Source organism: Vibrio sp. YIC-376 (assembly GCF_052353105.1).
Taxonomy (GTDB): domain Bacteria; phylum Pseudomonadota; class Gammaproteobacteria; order Enterobacterales; family Vibrionaceae; genus Vibrio.
Genome location: NZ_JBBWFK010000002.1, coordinates 542,937 through 557,833, shown reverse-complemented (window position 1 = coordinate 557,833; position 14,897 = coordinate 542,937). Strand labels below are relative to the sequence as shown.

The following is a 14,897-nucleotide window of genomic DNA, read 5'->3' as shown; positions in this document are numbered from 1 at the left end:
GGGGCAACCCTCTCAGTATCTTCGGATCGATTTTGTGAATTTAGAGCAAGATGAGAGGTGGTAAAGGTGCTAAATCTACCAAAGGTTCACTATTTTTATGCCCATACAGAAACAGAAGATATCTGTTTTGGTTGTGAAGTTTGTTTATATTGATGATGGTCTGTAAAGCATAAAACCGAGCGACGTAGCGCTGGGTTTCCTCAGGAAGCTTCAGGTTCACGAAATTTCTGCTGTTTGCTTGTTTAATCGCTCTGGCTATCCGTCCCTCTCCCGCATTATAAGCCGCTAGAGTAAGTGCCAGATTCCCTTCAAATTTATGGTACAAAAAGGCTAAGTAATCGATCGCGGCTTGAGAACTGGCCGTGGTATCAAATCGCTCATCCGTGTGCTCATCAACAGTCAGGCCAAATCGCTTTGCTGTAGCGGGCATCAGTTGCCAAAGACCGGCAGCGTTGGCATGTGACACGACATCTGTTCTATAAGACGATTCTAACATCGGGACCAAGATAAAAATCTCTGGAAGCTTATGCTTATCCAGTAGTGTAAATATCTGATGGATAAGGGATAGATTTGAGTCTAACCGTTGTTGAATTTGGGTTTGATAAGGACGAAGTGTCGTGAGCTCACTATCTATCGCGAACTGAGACGGCGCAGCGTGTAGTGTCTGGCAAATGCAGACCAGCGTAAATAAACTCGCCGTACGTAGTAAGCGCAGAAGGTAGCAAGTTGTAAAGTTGTTTGGGCGGGTTAAGACAATCAAACTAACTGATCTTCGTATGTATCCTGATATGAACCTGTAAATTGGTTTATGAGTTCATGAAAAGAGGCTGAGCTTTGTCCATTTTTTTGATTGTATTGCTGGCACTGCTTTATCAGCGTTCCTAACTGATGCCACTGTTTTTTAACTGTGACACTTAGTTTATCCGGTAGCACAGAGAAAATTTTGCTTACCCCTATTTCATTTGTTGGCAATCCCAGTTTTTTCATGCACTGGCTACGCTTTTGTGCATTAAGATTCAATCGGCCGAGTATCGGAGTTTGCTTGGCAACGTTGTCGCTCAGCGCAGCCGCGTCGAATGTCAGATACAAGGCACTTTGTTTCTGCTGTAACACCATTAGCTGTTGATAAAGTTCAATATCTTTACCAATTGATTGGATAAATTCCTGTATAAGCAATTGCTTTTCTGAGGCCATGCAGATAATCCTGTAATTACGTTTTTTACGCTGTCTATTCGTGACCAGTATGGAATTGCATCACCGCCTGAGACAGTGCTTTTGTATCCAGATTGAGCTCGCCGCGAGCTAGCGCATTACGGATTTTTTCGACTTTTTCCATATCTACGTCTGGCAGGGCTTCCATCTCAACCATTGCTTTGTCCAACGCTATGGTATTGACGTTTAATGTGGCTTCTGCCGCTTTCTTTGAGGGTGCGACTTCAACAGCTTTGGTGGACTCCTGACTGAGTCTGGTTTGTGCTAAGTGGCTTCCTGTAACTTTGTCGATTTTCATATCACTATCCTAAATCATCACTCTTATCACTTATAAGCGACTAAAAGCGGGGAAAATTAAGCTTAAATTGTCATTTTTTTTTGTGAACTTTTAGAAGGCTGTTTATTTTCAGGTTTGCCTTCCAATTGACTTATTTCAGCGAAGTTCAGAACTGCGTTTGTACCCGGTTTAGCCCCGTAACAACGGCTTTGATGTTCTTACCAGAAGCGCTGTTCTGTACCTCTATTTGCTGACCTTTCATTCCGTCTTCAAGTGCTACGCCTTTTGTTGAAGCGGTAAATCCGTCTTTAGAGGCAACGATCACGACCTGATTGCCTTTCTTCACCATGTTGGGCGCACTCAGAGAGTTGGGGTTAATAAGTTGTCCGCTACGGATGCGTCGCGCAGCCTGTTTGCCAACGGCTTGGTCAATCGAAGAAAAGAAATCTTGAGGACGGGTTAACGTCCGTTTTTCAATTCGTAGTGCGTTCGACGTTAACGCTTGGTCTCTCTGAATTAATGTGTTGGCGACGACAACGTCCAAATTCAAAGCAGATTTGATTGAGATGTTAATTCGCCACGATACGTCTAAGCTTTCACAACTAACGGCACGTTTCAGGTTTCCCACTGGTATGGTTTGATTATCGCGGCCAGAGATCACCAAAGGTTCTGGACACCGAGGAAGATGATTCGCGGAACTCGGCACCCTGATGTCATAACTGAGTTTATAGTCCTGCCAGTTATTGATGCTCGCTTGATGGTTGACCTCTTGTTCAAAGTCGCTGCTTACCGCTTGCTGAATCGAATCCACGGACATGGTCAGCTCCGCTGCTGCTAGTGGAGAAACATGCAGTGATAGGCAGAGTACCCCCGCTTTTAATACGGAGGAAATAAGCGGTTTCCTACTTACGAGATTTGCTTCCGCAAGCAGGAAGTCTGATTTCCCATTCCTTTGTAACACGTTGTTATATAAGACCTTATTTTCTGGCATGCATTTTGTTTCTATCTGCAGGTATTCGAGCCAACCTTAAGGGAAAAATGCATGGCTATCAATTTTGAAAATGCGTTGGGTGTACATCCGGAGTCGCTGAATTTTCGCGTTCAGCGTACCAAAGTCCTTGCGAGTAACCTAGCGAATGTTGATACCCCAGGATATTTGGCGAAAGACCTCAGTTTTACCACGGTAATGAGTCAAACGTCAGCGTCACCTCGACTGCAGATTTCAACTCAGTATGCGATTCCATTCCAAAACAGCAAGGATGGTAACACTGTGGAACTTGGTGTTGAGCAAGGAAAGTTTACACAAAACAGCATGGATTTTCAGACCAGCCTGACATTTCTAAATATGAAATTCAACGGGTTGGCAAGAGCAATAGAAGGGCGTTAACGATGTCATTTACCGATATTTACTCCATTGCAGGTTCAGCGATGAACGCTCAGACAGTACGATTAAATACTGTGGCGAGTAACCTGGCAAATGCGGATGCGGTATCCGCAAATCCAGATGACGCGTACAAAGCGCTGAAGCCGGTTTTTGCAACTGTCTATGGTAAGACGCAGCTCGCAATGAGTAACGATGCGTATCCAAGTGCAGAAGTAAAGATTGTCGATGTAGTACAGAGTGCTAGTGAGCCTGAAAAGCGTTTTGAACCGGGTCATCCGCTAGCAAACGACGAAGGCTATGTTTATTACCCAGACATTGATGTCGTGTCTGAAATGGCGGACATGATGTCAGCAACTCGCAGCTTCGAAACCAACGTTGAGGTTCTTGCAAATGTGAAAAGCATGCAGCAGGGGCTGTTGAAACTAGGGCAGGGTAGCTAATGAGTATTGCTCAATATACCGCTTTAACGGCTGACACTCCGACTCAGACGTCGTCCACGACGGCTGGCATCTCAAACAACCCGTTAGATATGAACAGCGCGTCGTCACTGGAAAACGAATTTATTTCTTTGATGGTGGCGCAAATCCAAAATCAGGATCCACTCAATCCTTTAGATGGCACTGAATATGTAGGTCAACTGGCGCAGTTCTCTCAGGTTCAGAGTACGGAGAATATGGCCAACATTATGCAAAGCAGCATGGTTCGTTTGGATAACATGCAGGTGCTATCAACCGCAGGGCTCGTCGGGCAAACAGTGTATGTCTATGGAAATGAATTTGATTTGCGTGAAGGCGTGCAGAGCGGAAAAGTGGAACTTGCGCACAGCTCAAATCAGGTGAACCTAGTGGTGACCGATGAATTTGGCCAATCAAGAGAAATTCCGCTTGGCGCTCATCCGGCAGGTGAAGTTGATTTCTCTATCGATCCTGAAGAGCTCGGACTTAAACCAGGCCATTACTCTCTGTCTGTAGAAGTACAGGAAGGCCAGCAAGCACCCAACATTCTTCTATCTGGTCAGGTAGAGAACGTCAAAATTTCAGGCTCTAGCGGTACTTCGTTTGTCAATATCGAAGGCGTCGGCAGCGTACCTTTCTATCAAATCAGTCAGTTTGGCGCTTAGCCAAATAAGGAACACAGAGGTTAGTTATGAGTTTTAATATTGCACTTAGCGGTCTTGATGTTACTAACACAGAATTGAGTACTATCAGTAACAACATTGCTAACGCATCGACATACGGTTTTAAAGGGGCACGCACCGAGTTCGCTGCAGTTTATAACGGCATGCAACCGGGTGGTGTGGAAGTTGCCGCTGTTTCACAAAACTTTGATAAAAATGGATCGGTCAGTGGAACTGGACGCGCGATGGACCTAGCGATCAACGGTACAGGTTTTTTCGTAACCAAAGACAGCGCAGGACAGACTCTCTATACGCGGGCGGGCGTCTTTGGTACGGATAAAAACAATTACATCGTGGGTAATACCGGGGCTAAGCTTCAGGGTTACAGTGTGGATAACAACAATACCCTTCAAACTGGTGCGGTAGGCGATTTACAGATTTCAACGGCCAACTTAGCTGCGAAAGCGACAGATAGTCTGAGTTTTGTTGCCAACTTTGATGCCAGTGCTTCAACGATCGATCCTGCAGTGAACCCGTTCAACCCTAATGACCCTGACTCATTCAATTCTTCTTACACCTCGCAGGTTTATGACTCCTTAGGCAATACGCACACCGTAACCCAGTATTTCACTAAAACCTCATCGAACACTTGGGAAGTAAACGTTCAGGTGGATGGCGGTACTACAGTGGCAGAGGTAGATGGTGTTCAGGGGTCTAAAACAATTACATTCAACAATGATGGTTCGCTGGATACGCCAGTGGGGCCATTTAATGTCTCATTCGACGCTGCAGGCGCGAATGCAATGAGTATCGATATTGATCTAGGCGACTCGACGCAGTTTGGTGCGGCATTTGGTGTTAGTACCAATAACCCTAATGGCTACAGTTCTGGTGAATTGGCGGGTGTGCGTGTTGAAGACAACGGCATGGTGTATGCGACATTCACGAATGGTCAGTCTCAGCTGCAGGGACAACTGGTACTGGCAGATTTTGCTAACCCTCAGGCTTTGTCAAAAGTCAGTGGTACTTCATGGAGCCAGAGCTTTAACTCTGGCGCTCCAATCGTTGGTATTCCGGGCTCTGGCACTCTAGGCGACTTAACACCGGGAGCGCTGGAAGGTTCTAACGTAGACCTAACCAGTGAGCTCGTTAACCTGATGACGGCTCAGCGCAACTATCAAGCGAATGCCAAAACTATTTCAACTAACGACCAGTTAACTCAGGCGTTGTTTAACGCCATTTAACGGAGTTTGAAATGGATAGTTTGTTATTTACTGCAACGTCGGGTGCTAGCCGGGTTCTTCAGGCTCAGCACGTACGCTCAAACAACTTATCAAACGCAGACACCGCTGGCTTTCGCGCTGATATGGAGCAGGTAAAAAGTACCGCGCTTCAGGGCGCGGGATTCGATGGCCGTACGTTGGTTTCAAGTAATTCTGCTGCTACGCGTTTTGATGCGGGTGATGTGATTAAGACCGGAAGACCACTCGATATTGCCATTATGGGAGATGGCTTCCTGACCGTGGAGACTGCGGATGGGCAAGAAGCGTACACGCGCGCGGGTAATATTTCCGTTGATACCTTTGGTGCGCTCGGCATCAATGGCTTCCCTGTGATTGGTGATGGTGGTCCTGTAGTACTTCCAGACTACCAAAAAGTGGAAATCAGCGAGCGCGGTCAGATCTCTGTGATTCCACCTGGTGGTGGTGCCGAGTTGGTGGTGGGGACGTTGAAGTTGGTCAATCCACAACAGGGGCAGTTACAAAAAGGTAGTGATGGTCTTTTACACAGTGTGAATGAGGTTCAGTTCGAAGCTGATCAGACGGTTCAACTCGCACAAGGGCATATTGAAGGCAGTAACGTCTCTGCCATTGATGAACTGCTTAATGTGATGTCTCTGACTCGTAATTTTGAGATGCAGGTTCGCATGATGAAAACCGCTGAGACACTTGCTCAAGCCGGAAACAAATTGATGGCATCTCGCTAAACGTGGATGTACAGGAGTAGAAAGTAATGCATTCAGCACTATGGGTAAGTAAAACGGGCATGGCGGCTCAGGACACTAAGATGACCGCCATTTCGAACAACCTGGCTAACGTAAACACGGTAGGCTTTAAGCGTGACCGCGTTGTGTTTGAAGACCTGTTCTATAGCATTCAGCGTCAGCCAGGTGCCGCTGTTGATCAGGTTAACGAACTCCCGAGTGGGGTACAGCTAGGCAGCGGTGTTCGAGTTGTCGGTACACAGAAAGTCTTTACCCAAGGTAATACTCAAAACACCAGTCAGGAACTCGATCTTGCCGTTATGGGGCAGGGCTTTTTTCAGATAGAAAACTCTGATGGCCAGATCATGTACACCCGTAATGGTCAGTTTCATGTCAACTCAGAAGGGCTGATGGTGAATACACAAGGCTTACCTTTAGAACCACAAATTCAAATTCCAGAAGACGCCATTTCTCTGTCTGTGGGTGTTGATGGCACGGTAACCGCGACCACGGCTGCAGATGTAAGACCGCAAAACTTAGGTCAGATCACTTTGGCTAATTTCGTTAACCCAGCAGGTCTTGAAGCTGTTGGCGGAAACTTGTTTCGTGAAACGGAGGCCAGTGGTCCGGCAGATGAGTTAATTGCGGGTGAAGATGGTGCCGGCAGTATCAAACAAGGTGCGCTGGAAGGTTCAAACGTACAGGTCGTGGAAGAGATGGTCGACATGATCACCACTCAGCGAGCGTATGAGATGAACGCAAAAGTTGTGTCCGCTGCTGACGACATGCTGAAGTTTGTCGCCCAATCAATGTAATGCGCAATTAGAAATAAAAGTGTGATGATAAAGGAACTACCAATGAACGTTTTTTCTAAAGGCTGGATAGTGGCGGCTGCAGTTATTCTGTTGGCCGGATGTGCTGGTCGCGAGGAATTTGTTCCGCCTAAGCCCGATGAAGAAAAATACGCGCCGCCGAAACTAGACTACTCGTTGCCGGAAGCAAAAGCGGGTAGCCTTTATCGTCACAACTATCTTGTGACGCTGTTTCAGGACAGGCGTGCCTACCGTGTCGGCGATATACTGACTGTCGTACTTTCTGAAGAGACGGAGTCGAGTAAAACCGCCGATACTCAATATGATAAAAGTTCTAATATCGGATTTACTGCCCCGGTTTTTGGTAATAAAACCTTTAATGATTTGAGTGCGAGCGTTAATGGCGATCGCAGTTTCGATGGCAGTGCATCAAGCTCTCAAGGCAACAGACTTGAAGGACAAATTACTGTCACCGTTCATGAAGTGCTGCCTAATGGCGTATTGCGCGTAAGCGGTGAAAAATGGCTTCGTCTTAATCAAGGCGACGAATTTATTCGTCTGACCGGGATTGTCCGAGTCGATGATATCAGCCGGAACAACCGTGTATCTTCTGCACGAATCGGTGATGCAAGGATCACCTACTCAGGTCGAGGCGCACTGGCTGACAGCAATGCTGCAGGCTGGCTGTCGCAACTATTCAACAGTCCTTGGGTTCCGTTTTAATGAAATACTGCAACTCTTTTCTTCTTGTTTTATCTCTATTTTTGTCGCTTGGGTTTACTCCGGTGTCTCAAGCTCAAGTCGCTATTCCTATCATGGATCTAGTAGATGTACAGGGAATCCGTGAAAACCAATTGGTCGGATATGGTTTGGTGGTTGGTTTGGATGGTCAGGGCGACCGCAACCAAGTCAGTTTTACCTCACAGTCTGTGACCAACATGCTGCGCCAGTTCGGCGTTCAAATTGATGACAATGCGAATCCAAAATTGCGTAATGTCGCTTCGGTAAGTGTCACTGCCGTTGTTTCCCCTAACTCTGGCCCGGGGCAGAAACTGAATGTGATTGTCTCGTCTCTCGGCGATGCAAAAAGCTTGCGAGGCGGTACTTTGCTACTGACGCCTCTGCGAGGTATTGATGGCGAAGTCTACGCAGTAGCACAGGGAAATTTAGTCGTTGGCGGTGTTTCTGCGGAAGGTCAAAGTGGCTCTAAGGTTGTCGTCAACACGCCGACAACCGGACGAATCCCTGACGGAGCTATTCTGGAGAGGGAGATACCGAGCGACTTCAACCAGCAGGAAAAAATCGTATTGAATTTACGCAAACCTAGCTTTACCACTGCGAAAAACATCACCAGAGAAGTGAATAATATCTTTGGTCCTAAAGTAGCGGTCGCGGTCAATAATGTGCGTATAGACGTCCAAGCCCCGAAAGATAGCCAGCAACGTGTCGTCATGATGTCGATGCTGGAAGAGCTTAAAGTTGTTGAAGGACGCAAGCCGGCACGGATTGTATTTAACTCTCGTACTGGCACTGTTGTGGTCGGTCAAAACGTAAAAGTCAGTGAAGCTGCGGTCAGTCACGGTAACCTCACTGTCACTATCTCTGAGGCTCAGCAGGTAAGCCAACCCGGCCCATTTGCGAATGGAGGCGAAACTCAGGTTGTTGACCGCTCCGAACTGGATGTCCGAGAAGATACAGCGCAGATGGTGATCTGGCCATCTGGCACTGAATTAAAAACGATTGTGAATGCGGTAAATAGCTTGGGCGCGACACCAACCGACTTGATGTCGATCTTACAAGCATTATACGAAGCTGGCGCGTTAAATGCGGAACTTGTGGTGATTTAAGGAGTTCACTATGAATTTGGAAGGGCTAAATGAACAGAGCTCTGTGCTCTATCACGACAACAATACTCTGAAGCAAATCAAGCAAAACAATCAGCAAGGAGAGGCGCTGGAGGTGGTAGCCGAGCAGTTTGAAGCGATGTTTTTGCAGATGGTACTGCGTCAGATGCGCAGCAGTAGTGATGTACTGGCGGATGATGACAGCCCCTTCGCCAGCCAACAGCAAGGAGTGTTTCGCGATATGTATGACGGACAGTTGGCCATCAATATGGCACAAAAGCAGCGTTCGGGTATCGCTGATATGTTGGTTCAGCAGTTAGGTACTTCGGATAACGGAGTTACGTCTGAAACCCGCGGCAACATACTGGCAGCGAATGATAGTCGGCTCACATTCGTTGATACTGAGGAAGGATCAACGGATGCATCAACTAATTTGAATCGGAAAATACATCTTTCAAGTGAAATGGTCGCCTCTGTTAAGCAGGCGCAGCAGGAAGTGCATTCCACTGCTTTTGCGCAGCCATTGATTCGTAAAAGGGAGCTGTAAATGAGTCTCATCAATATCGCTTTATCTGGTCTGAATGCTAACCGAGTTGCTTTGGATGTCACGGCCCAAAACGTGGCAAACGTAAATACACAAGGTTACAGTCGGCAACAGGCGTTGATGGCATCAGTAGAAGGCGGCAAATATGATCGTCTTAGTCCGGGTATCGGAGTAGAAGTGTCCAGTATTCGTCGAGTTACTGATGAGTATCTGGTGAAACAGATTTGGTCGACGAACAGCTTTGCCTCTTATGCCTCTCGCTACACCACAAATATGAACCAACTGGAAAATACGCTAAGTGCTGATGGCCTTAACTTATCTTCGGGATTTGATGCGCTATTTGCCAGTTTGAATGACGCGACGGTGAAACCGGAATCGATTCCTTATCGTCAGCAGATCATTAACGAAGCGGAGGCCCTGAGCCTTCGTTTTAATACGCTAAACGAATCCTTATACAGCCAGTTACAAAACGTGGACGACCAGCGAAACGCGGCAATTAACCACACGAACACCTTGCTGAGCAATATCGCAGACATTAACAAACAGATCGTAGAGTCGCAGGGGACGGGCGGAAACTCTGCCACTCTGCTCGACACGCGTGACATGCTGATTGGTGAACTGTCTAATTTTATAGACGTTAAAACAACCACTCAGGCAAATGGTGGTATTCAGGTCATGTTGGCGTCCGGGCAACCGCTGATAATGGGTGGCGATCATGGTGAACTCAAAGCGACCCCTGATCCTTCAGGTTCGAACCTGCCAACGATGGAAGTGGAGTTTGGTACACAAAGCTTCATTGTCGCTGATGTGCAAGGCGGTCAGTTAGGTGCGTTAAATGATTATCAGCAAAATGTACTTGAGCCATATAAAGCCGCGATTGACGATATGGCGCAAGCACTTGCCGATGAATTTAATGCCGTGCTGGCATCAGGTACGGATCTTAACGGCAATCCGGGAACGCCTTTATTTAGTTACGATCCGGCGAATCCAGCCTCTAGTCTTGCGGTCACCGACATTGAGCCTAATCAGTTGGCTTTTTCCTCCGATGGAAATCCGGGCAACGCCTATGTATTAACGGATCTGATTGCGCTGAGTAACAAACCGATGAGTGTCTCTGGATTTGGTTCTCTGACGCTAAACGATGCGTTCACTGCAATGGTTGGTGAAACGGCAATTAAGGCGCGTCAGGCGGAAGCTGATTATCAGGCTAAGTCTGCGATGAATCAGCAGGCAATTGCTGCTCGTGACAATGTCAGCGCCGTGAACAGCGATGAAGAAGCGGCAAACTTAATGACGTTTGCGAATGCGCACAACGCTAATATGAAAGTGATCAGTACCGCTAATCAGCTTTTTGATACGGTTCTCCAGTTATTCTAAGGGTAGGGAAGGAAGATGCGAATCAGTGATACTCAATTTAGCCAGATGATGATGCAGAGCCTAGAGCGCAACAATGCTGGATTAGGTGAGGTGATGCAGCAGATGGCCACAGGTAACCGTCTGACTAAGCTGTCGGATGATCCGATGGCATCAATACGCTTGCTTAACTTAGATCGTGAAGGCGCAGCGATTGACCAGTATCAGTCAAACATTGCCAACGTGAAGAGCACACTCTCTAGTCAGGAAGTTCACCTTGGTAGTGCGAATGAAAGTCTGCAGAGAATGCGGGAGCTCGTTCTCTGGGGAGCAAACGGGTCGTTAAGCAGTGATGATCGCACAGGGATCATCATTGAACTAGAAAGCCTGCGTAATGGAGTGGCGTCGTCGTTTAATGCTCAGGATGAAGAAGGTCATTACCTGTTTTCTGGCACGAAAAGTGACATTGCCGCACTGACGAATGCAACAGGAACCTATGTAATAGAAGGCAATGCCGACAAGCGTGTCGTCACAGTGGCGAAAGGTGTGACGATGGAATCAAACATGACTGCTGCGGAGATCCTTGACCTTGGTGGCGGTAGCAATGTGCTTAACGAGATAGATACGTTGATCGCTGAATTCCGCAACCCTACTGCTGATTTCAGAACCAAAGTCGAAGCGTCGATAACCGCGATAGATGCTACTCACGAGAATGTGCTCGGCGCGATGTCTGAGATTGGCGGCAACCATAACAACTTGGAAATGCTGAATAATGCGCATGGCGAAAATAAGCTGTTTGTCGATAAGGTTAACTCCGATCTGTCCGCTTTGGATTACGCAGAAGCATCGGTCCGTTTAAGTAACTATATGGCAGCCCTGCAAGCAACGCAGGCAAGCTATGTGAAGATTCAAGATCTGAGTTTGTTTGACCGGATTTAATAGGCAGGATTTCCAGTTATGGTAATGAGTACCGTAGAGGTTCGCTCGTATGATCTGCGAGTACCAGGCAGAGATAATACCTCTATCACGTCTTCCCGAGGTACTGACGCATCTGGCGTCAGTACTTTACGCAATGTAACAAGTCGAACAACTCTCCCATTTTCGTACTCCGTTTCCAGCGTAATGCTGACACAGGGACAACAACAAGCCACATCAGTGCAGATAGCAACAAAAGCGCTACAGACTGTAGGAAAAGAGCTGACTATGGTTAAGCGAGGCCTGACTCAGGCACTGAATCATGGAGCAGACAAACAGCCGGCGTTACAAAAAGAGTTAACGCGTTCAAAAGACAATATTCGCAGCGTCCTTGAAGAGACTCGTTTCGATGGAAATAGAGTCGTAGATAATGAGCTTAACCTGACATTAAGCAAAGCGGATGTACGTCGCTTTTCGATTCCAGGACTCAATGTTCATCGTCAAAGCGAACGTGCAGAGCAGATACGACTTGATTTTCCGCAGGGACAGTCCGTCATGGTGCAGTTTGATGGCCGTTCAGACGGCAATCAAACGGTAAAAATGCTCGATCGCAGTCTTGTTCCTCTAGGCTTGCGGGCTTCACTTGCCAATGATGGGACAATTTTGTTCGAATCATCGGAAAAGGCTTATCAGCAGATGCAGCAGAAGGTTATGGTCACGGGGCAAGGCTATCGTTTCCCTGCGGGTCAGCCAAACTTGTTGAATCTAAAATCTGAGCCCGATGGTATTCACGAACTGACGTTTGATTTGGGATCAAGAGACGGGATAAAAAATACCATCATCAAGGTAAATCAGCATTTGAAACAAGTGCAGAGGAGTCTTGAGACGGCACGGGAAATCAATGCGGATCTCAGTTCGCAAATGCAGTCCATTCGAAATCAGTCCAATATGTTGTCTCCAAACGAAGTTAACGAGAAGCTCGCTCAGCTTGATGCGCTGACTTCTTCAGGTCCGTTTACTTCTGCGTTTAAAGCTTTGAATGCTCAGGCTAATGTAAAGCGACATACCGTCGTAGCTTTGATGCGTGGCTAACCTCATTACTTCACGACAGATACAATAATTTATCCCCTCCAGTAACCTGCTTGTTCGAGCAACTCTGAACATCGATATAGATACGTTAATGAACTTGTACGTTGATTACCGTATCTTCCATCAAGAGAGAAGAAAAGTGGGATTCATACCAAAAAAAAGAAATAGAGAAAGCAGGTAAACGCTAATAAGGTTGCGGAAAGTGTAGGGTAGATGATGTAGGCATCTTGCCTTTCTGTACGCTGGAAGCACAAAAATGTCAGTAACACATTATATATAACAAGAAGCATGCTGATAGCGGTACCGCTGTTTAGCGTCAGGTTGTATAACTGGCTGAGAAAAAACGAGAGCAGTGCATAATCTATGATGATCAGCCACAGAAAGGCCTTTTTTAACCCGTCTTTTTTTTGATTTTCAACGTGATGAGACATACGCATGCTTACATAAGGTTTAGAGTTCAGAAGCTGACCATTCCAGTCATGAAAATGGCCAGCTACAGAACGGTAATGGAAAAGTGCTCGATATTGATTTTATACTTTTTCAGAGCTGACAGCCGGTGCGTCTATCACCCTTTGCCGAATAACAGGTTGATTGAACTCTGCTTTTTCTTTCGCTTTTTGTAATTCACCATCGTTTTGGTTGCCAAAGAAAGTTTCCAGTACCTGCGCGGCGGCAGTGGTAAGAACAAATAACTCAATGCGACGATTCTCACTTGACTCCGGGTCTTGCTGATTAAGAAGAGCCCGATCGGACATTCCCGTGACTTGCAGGACACGTTCATCCGGCATTCCTCCGGCGACTAAGGTTTGTCTCGCTGCATTCGCTCGAGATGCTGAGAGCTCCCAGTTGGTTGCACGACCAAAGCGTTGTTTAAATTGGGTAGAGTCGGTATGTCCGCTGATGATAAGCGGATTGGTCACCCTCTCAAATACAGGAGCCATTGCCAGTAGCAAATCTTCAAAGAAGGGGGTCAGTTCGGCTCCACCACGGCTAAACATATGCTGTTTATAGTCATCCTGAAGCGCAATACGCAAACCTTGTGGTGTGACGGTTATGTCAACGTTGCCTTGAGCGCGGCTTTGTCTTACGGTGTTTTCTACAACTTTGGCCAGAGCCGCAAGTCGTTCCTGAGTGTCATAGTTACCTGGTATTAATGAGTCCGTTTCCGGGCCATCACCATCCCCCTGAAAAAATGAGCTAACGGTATGAGTTGAGTCATGATGGCTTGGTACCGAAGAATCTGATGCCAAATCAATAGGTGACAGACTCTGGGAGGTATCGAAAGGGTTACTGTAGTTATTCTCGAAAACGCTGACACTATGCAGCTGAGCCATAATGGCTTCGCGTTCATCCTGATCAACCACCTGAATGATCCACAGCACAAGAAAGAGCGCCATCAGAGCGATCATGAAGTCCGCAAATGCGACTTTCCATGCCCCCCCGTGATGTTCTTCGTGTTTGGCCGCTTTTATCCGTTTGAACACCACATGTTCTTGCTTTTGCATTACGCCTCCTGCTCAGCCAGCCATTTTTCCATCTGGTTAAAGGTAGGCTTTATGTCCAGTTGGATGTGCTTACGGCCAGCATCGATTGCGAGCAAGGTTGGTTTTTTAGCGACGTAAGCAACAAGCGTTTCTCGAACGCATTCAAACGCAGACATATTGCGTTTTACGCGTTGCGCCATGGCATTACTCAGTGGGTCAAGACAGCAATAACAACCGAATATGCCAACAAAGGTGCCGACCAGCGCTGCTGCTACGTGGTAGCCCACCATGGCTATAGAGCCGTCAATCGCTTGCATGGTAATAATGATGCCGCCTACCGCCGCCAGTATCCCAAATCCCGGGAGTGCCTCAGAAGTACGTTGTAATGAGCGTGATGGAAGAAGCAGATCAGTCTCGATGGCATCAATTTCCTGTTCTAAAAGACCTTCCAACTCATGAGGTGACATCTGTCCCATCGCCATCAGACGCAGGTTGTCAGTAATAAAAGAAATAAGACGATAGTCAGCCGCGACCAGAGGATAGCGTTTGATCAAACTGCTGTTTTGCGGCTCTTCAATGTGGCTATCCAGAGACTTAAATCCTCCGTTTCTCACTGTTTCCAGCAGACTCTGAAGCAGGGCCATTAGCTCCATATAGTATTCGCGTTCATTCTTCGCACCGGAAATCGTGCCACGCAGCTGGCTGCGCATTTCCTTAAGTACTTGTGGCGGGTTACCGACGATCAAAGATCCGAAGGCGGCACCAATTATGATAAGAAACTCAGCAGGCTGCCAAATTGCGCCCATCTTCCCGCCGGCCCACATATATCCGCCGAATACGCACAATAGTATGGTAATGGCTCCAAAAAATTTTTGCATTTGT

General features: G+C 47.0%; 19 protein-coding genes. 12 read left to right on the top strand and 7 right to left on the bottom strand.

Annotated elements, in window-relative coordinates; translation table 11 throughout:
• Positions 1-40: 40 nt before the first annotated feature.
• The 4 genes from WJM94_RS06810 to flgA all read right to left on the bottom strand — a co-directional run bounded on the left by WJM94_RS06810 (position 41) and on the right by flgA (position 2,480).
• Positions 41-760, bottom strand: coding sequence for a lytic transglycosylase domain-containing protein (locus tag WJM94_RS06810; protein ID WP_444493483.1), 720 nt, complete (start codon positions 758-760; stop codon positions 41-43).
• Positions 757-1,194 carry a flagellar protein FlgN gene (locus WJM94_RS06805; RefSeq protein WP_444493482.1) on the bottom strand — a complete coding sequence of 146 codons (438 nt, stop codon included), beginning with the start codon at positions 1,192-1,194 and terminating at the stop codon, positions 757-759. Before WJM94_RS06805 ends, WJM94_RS06810 begins: the two co-directional genes overlap by 4 nt.
• A gap of 34 nt (positions 1,195-1,228) precedes the next feature.
• Positions 1,229-1,510 (bottom strand): flagellar biosynthesis anti-sigma factor FlgM, encoded by a 282-nt coding sequence (gene flgM / locus WJM94_RS06800; protein WP_444493481.1) that lies wholly within the window; start codon positions 1,508-1,510, stop codon positions 1,229-1,231.
• 145 nt (positions 1,511-1,655) lie between these two features.
• A complete protein-coding gene (gene flgA, locus WJM94_RS06795; protein ID WP_444493480.1) occupies positions 1,656-2,480 on the bottom strand; it encodes a flagellar basal body P-ring formation chaperone FlgA in 825 nt (274 codons plus the stop codon).
• 51 nt (positions 2,481-2,531) lie between these two features.
• On the opposite strand from flgA, the gene flgB reads away from it, so the two are divergent.
• From flgB to WJM94_RS06735, 12 genes are read left to right on the top strand one after another with little or no spacing between them, the layout of a single operon-like run.
• A complete protein-coding gene (flgB, locus tag WJM94_RS06790) occupies positions 2,532-2,876 on the top strand; it encodes a flagellar basal body rod protein FlgB (protein ID WP_444493479.1) in 345 nt (114 codons plus the stop codon).
• 2 nt (positions 2,877-2,878) lie between these two features.
• Positions 2,879-3,313, top strand: a complete 435-nt coding sequence (gene flgC, locus WJM94_RS06785) for a flagellar basal body rod protein FlgC (protein ID WP_444493478.1) — start codon at positions 2,879-2,881, stop codon at positions 3,311-3,313.
• Positions 3,313-3,993 (top strand): flagellar hook assembly protein FlgD, encoded by a 681-nt coding sequence (gene flgD, locus WJM94_RS06780; protein WP_444493477.1) that lies wholly within the window; start codon positions 3,313-3,315, stop codon positions 3,991-3,993. The genes flgC and flgD overlap by 1 nt, the downstream gene beginning before the upstream one ends.
• A gap of 26 nt (positions 3,994-4,019) precedes the next feature.
• Positions 4,020-5,234 carry a flagellar hook protein FlgE gene (gene flgE, locus WJM94_RS06775; RefSeq protein ID WP_444493476.1) on the top strand — a complete coding sequence of 405 codons (1,215 nt, stop codon included), beginning with the start codon at positions 4,020-4,022 and terminating at the stop codon, positions 5,232-5,234.
• An 11-nt stretch (positions 5,235-5,245) separates the two neighbouring features.
• Entirely contained in the window at positions 5,246-5,977 is a 732-nt protein-coding gene (locus WJM94_RS06770) for a flagellar basal body rod protein FlgF (RefSeq protein WP_444493475.1), read from the top strand.
• A gap of 26 nt (positions 5,978-6,003) precedes the next feature.
• Positions 6,004-6,789, top strand: coding sequence for a flagellar basal-body rod protein FlgG (gene flgG, locus WJM94_RS06765; protein WP_444493474.1), 786 nt, complete (start codon positions 6,004-6,006; stop codon positions 6,787-6,789).
• 42 nt (positions 6,790-6,831) lie between these two features.
• Complete coding sequence (gene flgH, locus WJM94_RS06760; RefSeq protein WP_444493473.1) at positions 6,832-7,509, top strand: flagellar basal body L-ring protein FlgH; 678 nt, start codon at positions 6,832-6,834, stop codon at positions 7,507-7,509.
• Positions 7,509-8,633: a flagellar basal body P-ring protein FlgI gene (locus tag WJM94_RS06755; protein WP_444493472.1), complete on the top strand. Its 1,125-nt coding sequence runs from the start codon at positions 7,509-7,511 to the stop codon at positions 8,631-8,633. The genes flgH and WJM94_RS06755 overlap by 1 nt, the downstream gene beginning before the upstream one ends.
• 10 nt (positions 8,634-8,643) lie before the next feature.
• On the top strand, positions 8,644-9,177 hold the full coding sequence (locus WJM94_RS06750; RefSeq protein WP_444493471.1) for a rod-binding protein: 534 nt from the start codon (positions 8,644-8,646) through the stop codon (positions 9,175-9,177).
• Entirely contained in the window at positions 9,178-10,551 is a 1,374-nt protein-coding gene (gene flgK, locus WJM94_RS06745) for a flagellar hook-associated protein FlgK (RefSeq protein ID WP_444493470.1), read from the top strand.
• Positions 10,552-10,566: 15 nt separating this feature from the next.
• Positions 10,567-11,466, top strand: a complete 900-nt coding sequence (gene flgL, locus WJM94_RS06740) for a flagellar hook-associated protein FlgL (RefSeq protein ID WP_444493469.1) — start codon at positions 10,567-10,569, stop codon at positions 11,464-11,466.
• A gap of 18 nt (positions 11,467-11,484) precedes the next feature.
• On the top strand, positions 11,485-12,534 hold the full coding sequence (locus WJM94_RS06735) for a flagellin (protein ID WP_444493468.1): 1,050 nt from the start codon (positions 11,485-11,487) through the stop codon (positions 12,532-12,534).
• Between the two features lie 143 nt (positions 12,535-12,677).
• Here the strand turns inward: WJM94_RS06735 and WJM94_RS06730 are convergent, their stop codons facing one another.
• The 3 genes from WJM94_RS06730 to motA form a co-directional block, all read right to left on the bottom strand.
• A complete protein-coding gene (locus WJM94_RS06730) occupies positions 12,678-12,968 on the bottom strand; it encodes a hypothetical protein (RefSeq protein ID WP_444493467.1) in 291 nt (96 codons plus the stop codon).
• A gap of 93 nt (positions 12,969-13,061) precedes the next feature.
• Positions 13,062-14,036 carry a flagellar motor protein MotB gene (locus WJM94_RS06725; RefSeq protein WP_444493466.1) on the bottom strand — a complete coding sequence of 325 codons (975 nt, stop codon included), beginning with the start codon at positions 14,034-14,036 and terminating at the stop codon, positions 13,062-13,064.
• Positions 14,036-14,893, bottom strand: coding sequence for a flagellar motor stator protein MotA (gene motA / locus WJM94_RS06720; RefSeq protein ID WP_444493465.1), 858 nt, complete (start codon positions 14,891-14,893; stop codon positions 14,036-14,038). Before motA ends, WJM94_RS06725 begins: the two co-directional genes overlap by 1 nt.
• Between the last annotated feature and the right edge of the window lie 4 nt (positions 14,894-14,897).